Annotated in this window: 14 protein-coding genes and 1 pseudogene; 11 read left to right on the top strand and 4 right to left on the bottom strand. The window is 45.8% G+C overall.

Features of this window, described 5'->3' with window-relative positions; translation table 11 throughout:
• Positions 1 to 22: 22 nt before the first annotated feature.
• The 3 genes from B5F12_RS03005 to B5F12_RS02995 form a co-directional block, all read right to left on the bottom strand.
• Complete coding sequence (locus B5F12_RS03005; RefSeq protein ID WP_087230069.1) at positions 23 to 682, bottom strand: Crp/Fnr family transcriptional regulator; 660 nt, start codon at positions 680 to 682, stop codon at positions 23 to 25.
• A gap of 12 nt (positions 683 to 694) precedes the next feature.
• Positions 695 to 2,674 (bottom strand): YgiQ family radical SAM protein, encoded by a 1,980-nt coding sequence (locus B5F12_RS03000; RefSeq protein WP_087230066.1) that lies wholly within the window; start codon positions 2,672 to 2,674, stop codon positions 695 to 697.
• A 90-nt stretch (positions 2,675 to 2,764) separates the two neighbouring features.
• Complete coding sequence (locus B5F12_RS02995; RefSeq protein ID WP_087230062.1) at positions 2,765 to 3,439, bottom strand: Crp/Fnr family transcriptional regulator; 675 nt, start codon at positions 3,437 to 3,439, stop codon at positions 2,765 to 2,767.
• Between the two features lie 134 nt (positions 3,440 to 3,573).
• Here B5F12_RS02995 and B5F12_RS02990 point away from each other — a divergent pair, with 134 nt between their 5' ends.
• Entirely contained in the window at positions 3,574 to 3,939 is a 366-nt protein-coding gene (locus B5F12_RS02990; protein ID WP_087230059.1) for a VOC family protein, read from the top strand.
• 56 nt (positions 3,940 to 3,995) lie between these two features.
• On the opposite strand, the pseudogene B5F12_RS02985 reads toward B5F12_RS02990, so the two are convergent.
• Positions 3,996 to 4,421 (bottom strand): annotated as a pseudogene (locus tag B5F12_RS02985) (manganese catalase family protein); the annotation flags it as partial.
• A 13-nt stretch (positions 4,422 to 4,434) separates the two neighbouring features.
• On the opposite strand from B5F12_RS02985, the gene B5F12_RS11940 reads away from it, so the two are divergent.
• The 10 genes from B5F12_RS11940 (at position 4,435) to B5F12_RS02940 (ending at position 17,069) form a co-directional block, all read left to right on the top strand.
• Positions 4,435 to 4,641 (top strand): hypothetical protein, encoded by a 207-nt coding sequence (locus B5F12_RS11940; RefSeq protein ID WP_162607924.1) that lies wholly within the window; start codon positions 4,435 to 4,437, stop codon positions 4,639 to 4,641.
• Positions 4,642 to 4,827: 186 nt separating this feature from the next.
• On the top strand, positions 4,828 to 5,436 hold the full coding sequence (locus B5F12_RS02980; RefSeq protein WP_087230053.1) for a type IV toxin-antitoxin system AbiEi family antitoxin domain-containing protein: 609 nt from the start codon (positions 4,828 to 4,830) through the stop codon (positions 5,434 to 5,436).
• Positions 5,436 to 6,335 carry a nucleotidyl transferase AbiEii/AbiGii toxin family protein gene (locus tag B5F12_RS02975; RefSeq protein ID WP_087230050.1) on the top strand — a complete coding sequence of 300 codons (900 nt, stop codon included), beginning with the start codon at positions 5,436 to 5,438 and terminating at the stop codon, positions 6,333 to 6,335. Before B5F12_RS02980 ends, B5F12_RS02975 begins: the two co-directional genes overlap by 1 nt.
• A complete protein-coding gene (locus B5F12_RS02970; protein WP_087230047.1) occupies positions 6,332 to 8,011 on the top strand; it encodes an AAA family ATPase in 1,680 nt (559 codons plus the stop codon). The genes B5F12_RS02975 and B5F12_RS02970 overlap by 4 nt, the downstream gene beginning before the upstream one ends.
• A complete protein-coding gene (locus B5F12_RS02965; protein ID WP_087230044.1) occupies positions 8,008 to 9,516 on the top strand; it encodes an ATP-dependent helicase in 1,509 nt (502 codons plus the stop codon). The genes B5F12_RS02970 and B5F12_RS02965 overlap by 4 nt, the downstream gene beginning before the upstream one ends.
• A gap of 330 nt (positions 9,517 to 9,846) precedes the next feature.
• The gene (locus tag B5F12_RS02960) at positions 9,847 to 10,026 is read left to right on the top strand and encodes a hypothetical protein (protein WP_087230041.1); all 180 of its coding nucleotides are present in this window, start codon (positions 9,847 to 9,849) and stop codon (positions 10,024 to 10,026) included.
• Between the two features lie 127 nt (positions 10,027 to 10,153).
• The gene (locus B5F12_RS02955; protein WP_087230038.1) at positions 10,154 to 10,981 is read left to right on the top strand and encodes an AAA family ATPase; all 828 of its coding nucleotides are present in this window, start codon (positions 10,154 to 10,156) and stop codon (positions 10,979 to 10,981) included.
• On the top strand, positions 10,935 to 11,879 hold the full coding sequence (locus B5F12_RS02950; RefSeq protein ID WP_087230035.1) for a ParB/RepB/Spo0J family partition protein: 945 nt from the start codon (positions 10,935 to 10,937) through the stop codon (positions 11,877 to 11,879). The genes B5F12_RS02955 and B5F12_RS02950 overlap by 47 nt, the downstream gene beginning before the upstream one ends.
• 201 nt (positions 11,880 to 12,080) lie before the next feature.
• Positions 12,081 to 12,788 carry a hypothetical protein gene (locus B5F12_RS02945; RefSeq protein ID WP_087230032.1) on the top strand — a complete coding sequence of 236 codons (708 nt, stop codon included), beginning with the start codon at positions 12,081 to 12,083 and terminating at the stop codon, positions 12,786 to 12,788.
• Between the two features lie 81 nt (positions 12,789 to 12,869).
• Positions 12,870 to 17,069, top strand: coding sequence for a SpaA isopeptide-forming pilin-related protein (locus B5F12_RS02940; RefSeq protein ID WP_087230029.1), 4,200 nt, complete (start codon positions 12,870 to 12,872; stop codon positions 17,067 to 17,069).
• Positions 17,070 to 17,158 lie beyond the last annotated feature (89 nt).

Raw genomic sequence — 17,158 nt, 5'->3', positions numbered from 1 at the left:
CGAGGAAATCGCAGCAGCTTTTTTATCGCTCACTTAATTGTCGCAATGCAGCTTCATTCTCGATCTTCACCACGCCTCGGGAGAGGGAGACCAGACCCTCGGACTGGAAGTACCGAAGCATTCGTGTGACCACTTCCCGAGCTGTCCCCATGTGGTTTGCAATTTTCTCGTGGGTGAGGACCAGCTGGTCCGTGCCGTCCAGCACACTCTCCTGGAGGAGAAAGTCGGCCAAACGCTTGTCAAAGCTCTTCCACATCACCTGTTCCATCAGCCACATGACCTCAGAGAACCGAGCACTCATCACCTCATTGGTGTAGTTGGCCACGGCAGAGGACTGCTCCATGAGGGATTTGTACACGTCCGGTGGGATAATCCAGAATTCCGCATCCTTCTCCACCTCAATCTGAATGTCAAACTGGATGCTTTGCAGCATACACGAGGCAGAAAACAGGCACATATCCCGCTCAAAGAGGCGGTACAAGGTGATCTCCCGCCCCTCGTCCGAGAGAATGTACGCCCGCAGCTGTCCGCTGCACACCAACAGCAGCCCCAGGCAGTCCGCCGAACCGTTGTGGAGCACGGTCCCCTTGGTGGCCTGGGCTTTGGAGGCAGAGGCAGCGAGCAGTTCCTGCTGGGCTGGGGTCAGTTGGTCCCAAATGGGGAAATATTGAGAAATACTCATGGTTTCACCTGATTATTTTCTTCCGGTCCGCTTTTTGCGGGAATTGCTGGGCTTGGCCACTGCCCATCCGGCCTTTTTCTTCTTGTGCTCTTTCGGCGCAGTGGTGCGGGAAGTGTCCCCCTTGGCCTTTGGCTTTCCGCCCTTGGATGCGTTGGGGCGCTGGCTGGAGGCTCCAGGTTTCTTCCCGGACCACTGACCACCCTTGGGACGGATGAGGCAGTGCTTGTCGTAACCGATCAGATCTTCCCGTCCTGCCTTCACCAGGGCCTCGTGGACCAGCATATAGTTTTTGGGGTTGCGGTACTGGATGAGCGCCCGTTGCATGGCCTTTTCATGGGGATTAGTGGGCACATACACCGGCTTCATGGTGCGGGGGTCCAGTCCCGTGTAGTACATAGCGGTGGACAGGGTAGAGGGGGTGGGGTAGAAGTCCTGAACCTGCTCGGGCATATAGCCCAAGTCCCGCAGATACTCCGCCAGAGCCACTGCCTCTTTCAGCGTAGAGCCTGGGTGGGAGGACATGAGATAGGGCACCACGTACTGTTTCAGACCACACTGCTCGTTGAGCCGCTTGTACTTGGCCAGGAACTTGTCGTAGACAGCCCGGGGCGGCTTGCCCATCTTCTCCAGCACCGGGTCGGCGATGTGCTCGGGAGCCACCTTCAACTGGCCGGACACATGATACTTCACCAGTTCTTTAAAGAACGTGTCATTCTGATCGGCCAACAGATAGTCAAAGCGAATACCGGAACGGATGAACACCTTTTTTACCCCGGGGATGGCTCGGAGTTTGCGAAGCAGAGCCAGATAGTCGCTGTGGTCCGCAATCATGTTTTTACAGGGCTTAGGGAAGAGGCACTGCTGGGTGGGGCACACACCCTTGGTCAGCTGCTTTTTACACGCAGGCTGACGGAAGTTGGCGGTTGGGCCGCCCACGTCGTGAATGTATCCCTTGAAGTCCGGCTCCCACACCATCTGTTGGGCCTCTGCCAGAATGGACTCATGGCTCCGGGTCTGGATGATACGCCCCTGGTGGAAGGTGAGGGCACAGAAGCTACACCCACCAAAGCAGCCACGGCAGGATACCAGGCTGAACCGTACCTCCTCAATGGCGGGCACACCACCAGCGGCCTCATAGGAAGGGTGATAGGTACGCATATAGGGCAGACCGTACACCCGGTCCATCTCCGCCTGACTCAGCGGCTTCTGAGCGGGGTTCTGGATGACATATTCCCGGGGGCCATAGGGCTCCACCAGTGTTTTTCCTGAAAAGGGGTCCGTGTTGCAATATTGGGTATAGAAGCTCTGGGCATACTTGCGCTTGTCCTCACACAGCTCCTGATAGGAGGGGAGAGTCACATAGGGTACCATCAGGTCCACCTGAGTGGCACGGTACACCGTACCATTGACAAAGGTGATGTCCTGGGGTTTCAGGCCGCCGTCCAGAGCGTCCGCCACCTCCACCACAGACCGCTCGCCCATGCCGTACATGAGCAGGTCCGCCTGGCTGTCCAGCAGAATGGAGCGTTTCAGCTTGTCCGACCAGTAGTCGTAGTGGGCCATGCGGCGCAAGCTGGCCTCAATGCCGCCGATGAGGATGGGGATATCCTTGTACACCCGGCGGATGAGATTGCAGTACACCACCGTGGCATAGTCCGGCCGCTTCCCAATCACCCCACCGGGTGTAAAGGCATCCATCTTGCGGTGCTTTTTGGACACGCTGTAGTGGTTGACCATGGAGTCCATATTGCCGCCAGTGACCAAAAAGCCCAGACGGGGCCGACCCAGGGCTGTGATGGACTGTGGGTTCTTCCAATCAGGCTGGGAGATGAATCCCACCTTATATCCTGCCGCTTCCAGCACACGGCTGATGATGGCATGGCCAAAGGAGGGATGGTCCACATAGGCATCCCCAATGACGTAGACAAAGTCACACTGTTCCCAGCCTCGCCGCTCCATATCCGCTTTGGAAATTGGCAAAAAGTCACGCATGGTGCGTCCTCCTTCATTTGTGCATCAATTGACAGCCCTCTATTGTATACGAAAAGATTCCACCTGGCAATGGGTTTTTCATTTCCAGTCTTATAGGAGGTTTTCCTCCTGTACCTTCAGCACAAACTGTCTGCCCTCCACGGTCAACAGGCCATCCCGCTGCATTTTGCTCAACTCGTTGGACAGGGCACTACGCTCCACATTGAGATAGTCTGCCAGCTGCTGACGATTGAAGGGAATTGCGAAAGAAGGGCTCTTGTGCTCTGCTGCCTGGGCAGAGAGATAGGTCAGCAGTCGACCCCGGATGGTCTTGGCGGTGGTAAAGGCAATTTTCCGAGAGAGAGCCAAATTCTTCTGGGCTGATATGGACAGTAGGTTCTGCACCAGTCTCTGGTGGAATCCACACCCATTGCTGCACACCTGGAGCATGTGGGGCGTCTCCAGGAAGAGAACGGTACACGACTTTTCCGCCACCACACTGACCATCAGCGGCTCATCCGGGATGCAGGAGTAGGTCTCTGCAAACATTTGCCCCGGCTGCACCGAGTCCAACACGCTGGTATTGCCCCAGAAGTCATCCCGCTGAATGCAGACGCTGCCCTCTAACACCATCCCCATGGCGGTGACACATTCTCCAGCTCCATAGATCAGCTGTCCCTTGGAAAAGGACTGCTCCCTGCCGTGGAGACACCCCAGCATGGCGGTGATATCCTGAGGGGCTATCCCTCGAAAGAGAGGAGTCTGGGCCAAAAACGTCAAATTCATTGCAATTCCTCCTGGAGCTTCGGATCATCCATTTCATTGTAAGGGGTATCACCTCTCCCGTCAACCATATTGCAAGGCGACACAGGAGACGGTATAATATGGCTTGTCTATTTTACCTGGAGGAGTGACCCCTTATGATTCATTTTCAGCATTTTAACTTTAACGTTTTGGACCTGGACAAGAGCCTGACCTTCTACAAAAACGCCCTGGACTTGGAGGTCGTGCGGGAATACGTCCCGGAAGATGGTTCTTTTAAACTGGTATATCTGGGAGACGGCAAGACTCCGTTTCAGCTGGAGCTGACTTGGCTGCGGGACCGCACGGAGGCCTACAACCTGGGCGAGTGCGAGTTCCACCTGGCCTTTGTCACCGATGACTACGAGGGGCTCCACGCCCGGCACCAGGAGATGGGATGCATCTGCTACGAGAACCCCGACATGGGCATCTACTTTATCACCGACCCCGATGGGTACTGGATTGAGATCGTCCCCGAAAAGTAAACAAAAAAACATCATTGGGCCCGTTGCCAGATGCGGCAACGGGCCCAAGTTTACGCTTATGATCTCTTTTGATCGAAGGCGGGGTTGGTGAGATAGACATTTTTCTGGTCCATCCGCTCCTTGGCCCGGTAAATGGCCTCGCCAAAGCGCTGGAAGTGGACGATTTCCCGCTCCCGCAGAAAACGGATGACATCGTTGACGTCGGGGTCATCCGACATACGCAGGATGTTGTCATAGGTCACACGGGCCTTCTGCTCCGCGGCCAGGTCCTCGGTGAGGTCTGCGATGATATCGCCCTTCACCCCAATCCCGGCGGCATTCCAGGGGGAACCGGAGGCGGCCGTAGGATAGACGCTGGCAGTGTGGTCGATGAAGTAGGGGGCAAAGCCGCCTTCTCGCAGCTGCTCCTGGGTGAGATTTCGGGTGAGCTGATGGACAATGGTGCCGATCATCTCCAGGTGTCCCAGTTCCTCTGTCCCTACAGAAGCAACGGAAATGTTCCAATCTATTAAATATGAGGACAAGCGTGAGGTTTTTGGTTTTAAGGTACATAGCTTTTCGACCTTTGAGAAAATCAAAAAATACGATGAAACTGATAATGCGGAAAGTGCTGAAAAGCCTTATTCTATCGAGGTTGGCAGGACAAAACGAACAATAAATCTGTATGCCATTGCTTCTACAAAATTTCAAATTGCTGTCTAAATTAATACCAGACCCGTTTGCCTTTTTTATGGACAAGCGGGTCTGATTTTTACACTAAACCACACAACCGAAAAAATATTTCGATATGTTTTACCGCACTTGATTCAACACTTAAAATCGGGTATAATGTATTAAAACACACCACCGAAGGAAAAAATACAATTGATTTAATGTAGAGGTGCGCCTATGCTTAGTGAACAAGATAAAACATTTCTCGGTAAAATCTTCTTGAATTATAATTTTACGATGACAACAGCCCAACTGAATAAGGAAAAGCTGTACTATAGAGATATTCAGCGAATGTTGGACGAAGGTTTGATTGAAAAGGTCAAGCGAGGTTATTATCATTGGATTGAAGATTACGGTACAAGTGAGGTTGCTATAATCAACAGCCTTTTTCCCGATGCAGTATTTTGTATGGAAACGGCTCTGTTTTATTATAAGTACAGCGACAGAAACCCTGCGGAATGGAATATTACTGTTGATAAAAATACTTCCCGACAGCGAACGAATATTGATTATCCTTTTGTCAAGGCATACCGAGTAGAGCCAGCGTTGCTCTCTCTTGGCGAGACGGACGGTATTATCGAGTTTACAAAAGTTCGTATATATGACCGTGACCGTACTGTTTGCGATGTCCTACGAAATATGAGTAAAATAGATAAGGAAATTTTCAATAAGGCAATTCAGAACTATGTAAAAGACCCTCAAAAAAATATCCCTAACCTTATGGAATATGCAAAAGCATTGAGAGTGCAAAAGAAAGTAAACGATTTGATAGGAGTGTGGTTGTAATGGCGGATATAGCAGCTTCTGTTCTGGCAAAGCTGAAAAATAAGGCAAAGGCTTCTGGTATCACCTATCAGCAGTGCCTACAGCTTTTTGTACAGGAAGAATTTCTGCGCAAGCTGTCCAAGTCTGGCTATGATGATTTTCTGATATTGAAAGGCGGTTTGTTCATCTATACTTTGACAAACTTTGAAAGCCGAGCGACGATTGATGTTGACTTTCTACTGGTTGGGTATGAAAACTCATTAGATACAGTTAAGGATTTAATTTGCAAAATTATAGATACACCTACAGGCAATGACTACATCACGATGACGGCACAGTGCTTTGAGGAAATTTCCCCGCAGAGGAAGTACCACGGTATCAGCACACAGATTATCGCACAAATCAAAAATGTTCGTGTACCATTTAATATTGACATAGGCGTAGGCGATGTTGTTGTACCAACGCCAGAACACCGAAAAATCAATACGCAACTTCCAGACTTTGAGGCTCCTATCATCAAAACCTATTCCCTTGAAAGCACCATAGCCGAAAAGTTTGATGCCATACTGCAACGGTTTGAACTGACAAGCAGAATGAAAGATTTTTATGACATTTATTATCTTTCGAGGACATTCGATTTTGAGGGAGCAAAACTGCAATCTGCTATCTTTAAAACATTGAAGCGTCGTGGCACTCCCTACGATAAAGATAGCTTTAAGCGGCTTGTTTCACTTGCCGAAGACGAGGATATGCAAAAGCGGTGGAAAAACTTTTTGAAAACAATAAAAGACGATACGCTTGCATTTTCGGTAGTCATTCAGGCAATTCAGACTTTCCTTGAGCCTGTGTTTGATGCGATTGTGAATGAGGATGAATGGCAAAAACAGTGGACTACAATTAGTGGATGGAGGTCATTATGAAGTTTGAATCTATTACAATAAAGAATTTTAGAAACTTTGAAGATATTGAGTTGAATTTATCAAACAAGAATATTTTCTTTGGGCTAAACGATGTTGGAAAAACAAATTTTTTATATGCACTGCGTTATGTGTTTGATAAAGATATACGGAGGCTAAATTTTGCAGACTCTGACTTTCATAACAAGCAGATTGAAAAGCCAATTGAGATTATTGTGACCTTAGACATAAGCGACACTGCTAATAGCGACTGTCAAAAACTTCGTGCTCAACTCAAAGGGGCTTTACAAAGCAAACATAATAATGTCTATATAAAATTACTTGCCGAATACAATAAAAGCGAGTTGCTTGCGTTGCCAATACTATATTGGGGCGGAGATTTAGACAATCTTCAGGAAATGAAGCAACGAGGGTATCTTTACGAAATTGACTATGTATTCAATGTAATTTATATCGATTCATATGTGGATTTGTATTCGTTATTCAAAAAGAATGTAAGTCAACTAATAAAAAATGAAAATGATGATGATAAGGTAGTTTTGACGAATATTCAAAAAGCTGTTGATGAGTTAAATACCCATATATCTTCCTTATCGGGGATTAAGGAATTTGAAGAAAAACTTACGCCAGAATATCAAAAGTTCCGTGATGAAGGAATCTCGGTATCAATCAAATCTGAGATTGCTGTTAAAGGTCTATATTCAAATATTATCCCGTATATCAAGCAAGACGATGATGAAAACTTATATCCAACCGCTGGGGAAGGTCGGAAAAAGCTGTTAGCCTACTCGATTTTTGATATTTTGGCAGATGAAAACGCGGAGAAAAAAATAACACTCTTTTTAATTGAAGAGCCAGAAAATCATTTGCACAAATCTATGCAGATTGCGTTGTCACAAATTCTTTTTACAAACAATAAATACACATATCTGTTTGTTACAACGCATTCTCCATTTATCCTTTATGAAATGGATGATGTGAATTTAGTTCGGATATACAGTGACAGAAAAATCAATGGCATTAGCACTTTCTACAAAGTTCCAGAGAATTATGAAAAAGCAAGAAAACTGCTTAATCGCTGTTTATCTGAAGCGATTTTCGCCAACAAAGTTCTCTTGGTAGAAGGTCCATCTGAGCATATGCTGTTCAGTAAAGTTCTGTCAGTAGTACACCCGTTTTATGAAGTGGATGGGATTTATATCTTGCCTGTTGATGGTGTGGGATTTAGTATGTATTTTTCTATATTAAATAAACTTGAAATATTTAATGTTATTAAAACTGACAATGATTTGAGAGCTGTAAAGGGCAAAGGTACATACAGTGTATTAGGTTTTTCACGCTGTAATAATTATATTGGAAAGGAATTGCTACCTACAGAGCAAATCCAAGAAAAGTCTGTATCGGCAAAACGGGCATTATATAACGCAAATATAAAAACTCTTGATAAAATACGCAGTGAATATAGTATTTTCTTATCCAAAGTGGATTTAGAAAACGATTTAGATGAAGTAATGCATGATAGGCTATCGACTTTATTAGGAGAAGCCTCACCTGTTGATTATTTGCAGGATTCAAAACATTACCATATGGTAGAATTAATTGAAAAACTTACTGACGCAGATTGCAGAACAATATATAACCATTATAACTTTGCGTGTTTGAAGGAGGTTGCTGAATGACATTATCTCCCGTTCAAGAAAAAATTATCAATACCCCTGGTAATTTAATTGTTCGAGCAAGTGCAGGGACAGGTAAAACGCACACAATGGTCAATAAAATTGCTAAGGAAATCAATGATAATCATACTCACAAGGTTGTTGCAGCTATTACTTTTACCATTAAAGCAGCACAAGAGATTAAAGATAGATTGTCTGTAGATATTACTCAACACTTTATAGGAACAAATAATAGCTTCGTGATAGAAGAAATCATAAAACCCTTTATGAAGGATGTGTATGGCTCTGATTATGATATAGATATGAGTACAGATTATTCACGGGAAGCAAAAGTCGAAACTTTTCAAGATGCTATTGATAAAATTAAAAATGAAGGAGTGCTTTGTTCCTACACAGACAATAAGAAAAATTTTATATTCGAGTTAGCTCAAGAAATAGTGGAAAATTCTACTGCTTGCAGATTATATCTTCAAGCAAAATTCTTTAAAATTTATATTGATGAATATCAAGATTGTGATAAATCTATGCATAAATTGTTTATGTATCTATGTGATACATTGAAAATTGAAACATTTGTAATAGGTGATGAAAAGCAATCTATCTATATCTGGCGTGGAGCATATCCAGATGCTTTTGTAAGCATATGGAACAAAGAAAATTTTAACAAAATATTTATGGGCGATAATTATCGCTCCTGTAAGCAAATACAAAACTATTCAAATTTGTTATATGATGAGACGCAGGATTTGTACTCTCAGACTGATGATTTGAGTAATATAATTTGGCTATCACCTACGACAACTAATTGGGCAACTGAAGTTTTGAAATATATTGACCCTAATAAGAAATCCGCATTGCTCCGATTTAGTAATGATAATGCAAGAATAGGTGCGAGTGAGTTATCTACCAGTGGAGTCGAGTATATTTATATACCTCAGACGCCTGTTGCGGAAATCACTACGGATACAGCCTGGTTATACTCTGCCATTGCTAAGTATATTATTTTAGAAAAATATTCAGCTTACGATGTTATTTCTGAAATACCTGTTGAAGGAAATGAAACCCGTAAAATAGTATCCAACATTAAGCGAATGTTAAGTAAAATTGAGCAGGCTATTATTGATGAGAATGCTTTTTATTTGGCAGTTGATGATTTAGCTGTATATTTAGGATATGAAACACGAACTGACCATCTAAAGAAATTATATCAAACTATAACTGATGAGAAATTTCATGTTGCTTTCGAGGCTGAAAAATATCGGCATATTGCAATTACATTCCATTCTTCAAAAGGATTAGAATTTGAGCAAGTCATAATATTTGCTGAAGACTATCGCCTATCTGATGTATCAAGTTTATGCAATCATTATGTTGCTGTTACACGAGCAAAAAGTAAACTGATTATTGTGAAATTAAGCAACCATAATGCAAATTATTTCCAAACTAATTTGACAAAAATATTTGCTAAAAGTGGCGTTAGTATAAATGATGTACTTGTTCAAAAATAGATGTTTAGATTAAATAATATGAAGTGTGCTATTTGAAAGGAGTTTTGACCTACAGAAGCAACGGAAATGTTCCATATCCTTAAAAACGCTGAAAATCCGCATTTTTACGGCTTTCGATTACATACCTTCCGTACCACAGATAAGGTTATAAGGTATGGTATAAACAATCAGTTTGACTTTGCGGAACACCCTGCGGTCATTCAGCGTGGCGAAAAACGCACTATCAATATATGTGTTGCTGTTCCTGATGTGGCATAAACGGACAAGCATTTGCACATTGGAATTTAGATGAGATTATAAATATAATGAAAGTGTAAGGAGGACAAGTCTATGAGAGATAAAACCTATCACGCATATCTGGATAGCCACGAGCGACAGTTGGTAATACATAGCCTTGTAGAGCTGAAAAACAGGCTGATACAGGAAGGCAGATACACGGACTGCGTTGACGAGCTGATTTTCAAGGTTGTCAATGCGCCTGTCAAGAAAATGAAAATTGAACATATCTAAGACATATCGCACATAGCCGCTTATTCTTATTTCCCTAAGAGTAAGCGGCTTTTTTGCGTTCTCTCACTCTTTTTTACATAGCCGCCTTGACAAAGCGGCTAAATTTATGCGAAAGGAGGACGCACAAATGTCAAATTGCAAAGTGATTGCCCTGACCAATCAGAAAGGCGGCGTTGGTAAAACGACCACGGCGGTCAATCTGGGCGTAGGTCTGGTACAGCAGGGAAAGAAAGTCCTGCTCATTGATGCTGATGCGCAGGCAAATCTCACAATGGCACTCGGCTATAACAGACCTGACGATATACCCATAACGCTCTCCACCGTAATGCAGAACATCGTAGACGATAAATCCTTTGATGCTTCGCAAGGTATCATACACCACGGCGAGGGCGTTGACCTGCTTCCGTCCAACATTGAGTTATCAGGCTTTGAGGTAAGGCTTATCAATGCTATGAGCCGTGAGCGTGTTCTGAAAACCTATGTGAATGAGGTTAAGAAGAATTACGATTATGTGCTTATCGACTGTATGCCCTCACTCGGTATGATAACGATAAATGCTCTGGCGGCGGCTGACAGCGTGATTATCCCCACACAGCCGCACTATCTTTCAGCGAAAGGTCTGGAGCTGTTGCTTCGCTCTGTGTCAATGGTCAAGCGGCAAATCAATCCCAAGCTGCGGATAGACGGTATCTTAATGACAATGGTAATGCCCCGTACCAACATTTCTAAGGAAATCACGGCAACGGTCAAAAATGCTTATGGGCAGAAAATCAAGGTCTTTGATACGGAGATACCCCATTCTATCCGTGCGGTGGAAGCTACCGCAGAGGGCAAGAGTATTTTTGCCTATGACAAAAGCGGTAAGATTGCCGCAGCTTATGAGCAGTTCGGAAAGGAGGTGGCAGAGCTTGGCGAGAAACAACGCTCCCAAAATCGAGCTGACCGCTTACGATGACCTGTTTCAGACAGATGAGAGCCGTGCGGAAGCAAAGCTGAGTAAAATCAGGGATATTCCCGTATCGCAGATTGACGAGTTTCCAGACCACCCGTTCAAGGTTTTAATGGACGAGGATATGCAGCAGCTTGTCGAGAGCATTAAGCGAAACGGCATAATGACTCCTGCTACCGTTCGGCTCAAAGAGGACGGACGGTACGAGCTTGTAAGCGGTCACAGAAGAAAAAAGGCTTGCGAGCTTGCGGGGCTTGAAACGCTGAAATGCGAGGTTAAAGAGCTGACCCGTGATGAAGCCATTATTGTAATGGTAGAAAGCAATTTGCAGAGGTCAACGATTTTGCCGAGCGAGAAAGCCTTTGCCTATAAAATGCGGCTTGAAGCGATGAACAGGCAAGGACAAAGGACTGATTTAACTTCTGTGCCAATGGCACAGAAGTCCGAAAAAAAGACTTCTCGTGAAAAATTAGGAGAACTTGTCGGAGAAAGTCAAGACCAAATCCGCCGTTTTATCCGTCTGACCGAGCTTGTTCCCGAAATCCTGCAAATGGTAGATGAAAGGCAGATTGCTTTTCGTCCTGCCGTTGAAATCTCTTATCTGACCGAAGAACAGCAATACACCTTGCTTGAAGCTATGAGCTACAACGACGCTACCCCGTCGCTTGCACAGGCTATCAAAATGAAGAAGTTTATGCAGGAGGGTAAGCTGACAGGCGAGGTTATCCAGAGCATTATGGAGGAAGAAAAACCCAATCAAAGGGAAAAGCCTGCTTTCCGTGACGAGAGGATAACCAAACTCATTCCTAAATCTGTTCCCAAAGGACAGGAAGCGGATTTTGTTGTAAAAGCGTTGGAGTTTTACAACCGACACTTGCAGCGAAACAAAGCTCAGGAACGATAGCCGCACACCGAGGGCGAGGTCTGTCCGTTTGCGTGGATAGCCGCTTTTTCGGCTTTCCCCCTCTCCACACCTCACCCCCTTTGCTACTACCAAGACTATCCGAAAAAAGAATATATGCAAAACTCTTTGTTTGAAAGATTTTCTACCTTTGAGAGCTTCTGAGGTTTTTCGTATAATGAAGCCGCAAAGGAGGTCTATGCTATGCGAAAAAAAATGATTGCAATGCTATTTGTGCTGATATTGACATTAAGCGGCTGTGCCGATGTTTCAACAGTTCCCGAAGAAAGTGATAATTACGAGCTTGTGACTGAAACAGAAGCCGCCGCCGAAACAGAAAGCACGGAAAGCAGTTCTTTCTCGGAAAGTACAGAAAGCAAAAGTGCGAAAACGAATACTGCGCTTGAAAGTGATGCAGAAGCTACGGCGTGTGAGCCTGTTGAAAGCGAAACTCCAAAGCAGACCGAGCCTGTGCTACAAGAGGAAAACAATGTGTATGAAACCAAGCCTGCGGTAACAGAAAGCAGCTCTGCTCCTTCCGAGAAATCAGAGGAAACAGAGCCGCCCGTGGTAATACCGCCGCAGACAGTCCCAGAAGATGCAAAGCCTAAGACCGCCTATGATTATGAATTTGACATTGAAGCGGTTAAAGCGGATTGCATCGGCATTGGTCTTGGGATGGGGCTTGCCTTAGACAGCTCGCTCACTCCGAGTAATTCTACTTGGTGGAAACCTGTAACGGCATCACAGAACAATCAGGGTGAAGCATTAAAGCAGAGCCTTGAACGCTATATCACATTCCATACTGTCGAAAATCTCGGCGCATACGGAATTGATGAAATCACAGCTTTTAATATTTATTGCGAAGCAAGAGGAAACGGCAGCTACTCGATTTATTTCCTCTTTGCGTGAGCAGCTATCAGGCTTTTCCCTCTGTTCAAAGACAGAGGGATTTTTTATGCCCAAAATCAAGAAAGGACGGTTTAACAGCCTATGAAAACGAAGTTTACAAAGAAAGGCAGGCGTATCCTGTCGGCGGCTCTCTGCTTGCTGATGATGGTAACAGCTTTGCCGATGTCCGCCTTTGCGTGGACGAGCGAGGAAGGTAAAAGCTGCACATCTTCCTTTGGCGATTACTATGTCGGCTCGGACGGCGAGTATTACCGCAGCAAAGCCCCGTATTCGTTCATTGTTTATGACAGCAACGGCGATATTTCTGTAAGAACGGCGAACGGAGGCAATGCGAAACGGGAATATCTGATGACAGATAACAGCGGGACGCATCAGGTTTACTGCGTAGAGTCTGGCGTTGATTTCAACACGGGTAATTCCTATGTGTCTGAAAGCGGCAAGAACAGCTCGTATTTTCAAAACCTGCCGACTGACGCTCAGTTCGGTATTATGATGGCTTTGATGTACGGCTGGCGTGAGGGTAAGTTCTCTCCCGTTGCAGGCACAAACGCAGATGATTACGCTTTTGCGACCCAGACGATTATCTGGGAATACCAGCAGCAGCTCCGCACAAGCCCAACCGACCTGCACAGCGCAAACGGGATTGATGCGGACACCTACTACTATTCCCTGCAAGGCAGACCCGCCGAGAAATGCTACAACTGGATTTTGTCGCAGATGGCAAAGCATTATACCATTCCGAGCTTTGCTGCGAGAAGCCAGAACAGTGCGGACACCTACACGCTGAAATACAATCCCGACACACAGAAATACAGCCTGACGCTGGAGGACACCAACAACACATTGTCTGATATTCAGTTCTCCGCAAGCGGTATTTCCGTAACAAGAAGCGGCAACCAATATACTTTTACAAGCGATAAGATGATTACCTCGCCTGTAACGGTATCGGCGCAGAAAGATGTCAATCTCGATTGTGACGAAATGCTCATCTGGGGCTGTGTCGGCAAGCAGACAATGGTTTCTGGAGCTTCCGACCCCGTATATTTCTATCTCAAAATCAACACAGAAACCTACGGCACAGGACAGATTAAAAAGACTTCTGAGGACGGCGTTGTATCTGGCATCAGCTTCAACATTTCTGGAAACGGCGTCAACAAAACCGTTACCACAGGCGCAGACGGTACGGTAGATGTTCAGCTAATGCCGGGGGTTTACACCGTCACAGAGCAGTCCATTGACCGATACGAGCCACAGAGTGTTCAAAGGGTAACGATTGTAAGCGGTCATACTGCTACCGTAACCTTTAACAACACCTTGAAGCGTGGCAGTCTGGAGATTATCAAAAACTCTGAGGACAATCTTGTGGAGGGTGTGAAGTTCCACCTTTACGGCACATCTCTTAGCGGCTTGCCTGTTGATGAGTATGCCGTTACCGATGAAAACGGTGTGGCAAGATTTGAAAATGTCCTAATCAGCGGCGAAACGCCTTACACCGTTGAGGAAGTGGATACGGCTGTCCGCTATGTCGTTCCCGAAAGTCAGACAGCTCCGATTGAATGGGAAAAGGTCACAAGCCGCAGCTTTACGAACATTCTTAAAAAGTTCAATGTAACCGTGACGAAATCCGATGCGGAAACAGGCACGGCGCAGGGCGACGCTTCTCTTGCAGGTGCGGTTTACGGCATCTATAAGGGCGAGGAACTGATTGACACCTACACCACGGACGAGAACGGGCAGTTCACCACCGACTATTATATCTGCGATGATGACTGGACTATCCGAGAAATCAGCCCGTCCGAGGGCTATCTGCTCGATACTACAATTCATCATATCGGCGCAGAGCCAGAGCTTTATACCGTAGAGCGCAACAGCACCGCAAACGATGTGACCGAGCAGATTATCAAGGGCAATATCGCCATCATCAAGCATACCGATGACGGAGAAACCCAGATTGAAACGCCTGAAACGGGAGCTACCTTTGAAGTCCATTTGAAATCCGCAGGCAGTTATGACGCTGCAAAGGAAACCGAACGGGATATACTCATCTGTGACGAAAACGGCTTCGCTCAGACAAAAGACTTGGTGTACGGTATTTATACCGTAGAGCAGACCGCTTCTGGTCTGGAGGGACTGGAATTGATGAAGCCTTTTGATGTGTTCATCAATCAGGACGGTCAGACCTACCGCTATCTCATCAATAACGCTAATTTTGAAAGCTATATCAAAATCGTAAAGAAAGATGCGGAAACAGGCAATACCATTCCGTATGCAGGCGCAGGCTTCCAGATTTATGACCCCAACGGCGAGCTTGTGACGATGACTTTCACTTATCCCGAAGTGACGACCATTGACACCTTTTATACCACGGCAGACGGCGAACTCATTACGCCGCAGACTTTGGAATACGGAAAGGGATATTCCATCGTGGAGGTACAGGCTCCGTATGGCTATGTCTTAAACTCCGAGCCTGTCTATTTTGATGTAACGCAGGACGGCTCTGCCGAAGAAAGCGGCATTACGGTCATTGAGGTAGTTCGCTCCAATATGGCACAGAAAGGCACAATTACCGTTTCCAAATCTGGCGAAGTGTTCACTTCCGTTTCTGAGAATAACGGAATGTATCAGCCCGTATTTACAGTACAGGGGCTTGAAGGTGCGGTTTATGAGATTACCGCCGCCGAGGATATTTATACTCTGGACGGAACGCTGAGAGCTTCTAAGGGAGAGGTTGTTGACACTATTACCACAGGCACGGACGGAACTGCAAAATCCAAAGAGCTGTATCTGGGCAAATATGAGGTCAAGGAAATCACAGCTCCTTACGGAATGGTGCTGAATGACGAAATTCACGCTGTCGAGCTTGTGTATGCAGGTCAAAATATTGCTGTTACCGAAACCGAAACGAGCTTTTACAATGAAAGGCAGCGTGTGGAAATTGACCTTGTAAAGAGCCTTGAAACAGACGAAGCCTACGGTGTTGGCAATAACGGTGAAATCTTTGATGTAACCTTTGGATTGTATGCAGAAACAGACCTTACCGCCGCAGACGGTACGGTTATCCCCGCCGATGGTTTGATTGAGATTATTTCTCTGGACGAAAATGGCAAAGGCACGGTCAATAGCGACCTTCCGTTCGGCAGCTACTATGTAAAAGAGCTGTCAACCAATTCCGCCTATGTGCTGAATGAGCAGAAATACCCTGTCCACTTTGAGTACGCAGGTCAGGACACGGCGATTGTTCATCTTTCTGCCAATGACGGCGAAGCTATTGAGAATGAAATCATTTACGGCTCGGTAAGCGGTCTGAAATCCGATGAGGACGGAAACGCTCTGGGCGGTGCGGTTATCGGTATCTTTAAGACAGGTACAGAGGAGTTTACAAAAGAAAATGCTATCCAGACTACCACATCAGCCGATAATGGTAGTTTTTCTTTTGAAAAAGTGCCGTATGGCACTTGGGTAATCCGTGAAATTGAAAGTCCCACAGGTTTTGTACTCTCCGAGGAAGAAATCGCCATAACTGTCGGCAAAGTTGATGAGGTCGTGGAAATCGAGCTTGTGAACTACTTTATCAAGGGGAATATTGAACTGACTAAGGTTGACGCAGATTATCCCGACAATAAGCTCACAGGTGCGGTCTTTGAGGTGTATGCCGATACAAACGGCAACGGCGAATTTGATAAAGACGATAAGCTGTGCGGCGAAATGACTGAGCTTGAGGGCGGCGTTTATCAAATGACCGAGCTGCGCTACGGCAAGTATTTCGTCCGTGAAAAAACAGCTCCAGACGGCTTTGTGCTTGATGATGGCGTGTACGGCGTTTCCATCGAGGAAAACGGCAAGACCTATACCGTAGAAAACAAAGCAGGCGTTGGCTTTATCAATGACGCACAGAAAGGCTCTCTCAAAATCGTAAAGACTTCCTCTGACGGTAAAGTTGAGGGCTTCTCTTTCTGTGTGACAAGTGCTGACGGCTACGACCAGACCTTTAAGACAGACAAGAATGGAGAAATCTTTATTGAGGGCTTGCGTATCGGTGAATACACCGTGTCCGAAGTCAGCGACTCGGCTTCCGCAGGATATATCCTTCCTGCCGACAAACAGGCAACCGTCAAAACAGACTCTACTACTATTGTTGAAATGCACAACGAGTTCAGGGATACGCCAAAAACAGGCGATGACTTCAATCTGGGCTTGTGGGTAAGCCTTGCGGCTGCTTCCGTTATCGGTGCAGGCGTTCTCGGCTTTGTCGGCTTCAAGAAAAAGAAAAAGGAGGACTGATTTATGGACGCTAAAACCATTATCGCCATTGTGCTTGTAGTGTTTATCGTCGGTGCGGCAATATGGCTTAATATCCGAAACAGAAAGAA

The sequence above is a fragment of the Pseudoflavonifractor sp. An176 genome (assembly GCF_002160435.1).
GTDB lineage: Bacteria > Bacillota > Clostridia > Oscillospirales > Oscillospiraceae > Enterenecus > Enterenecus faecium.
This window is presented reverse-complemented; position numbering and strand designations above follow the sequence as displayed.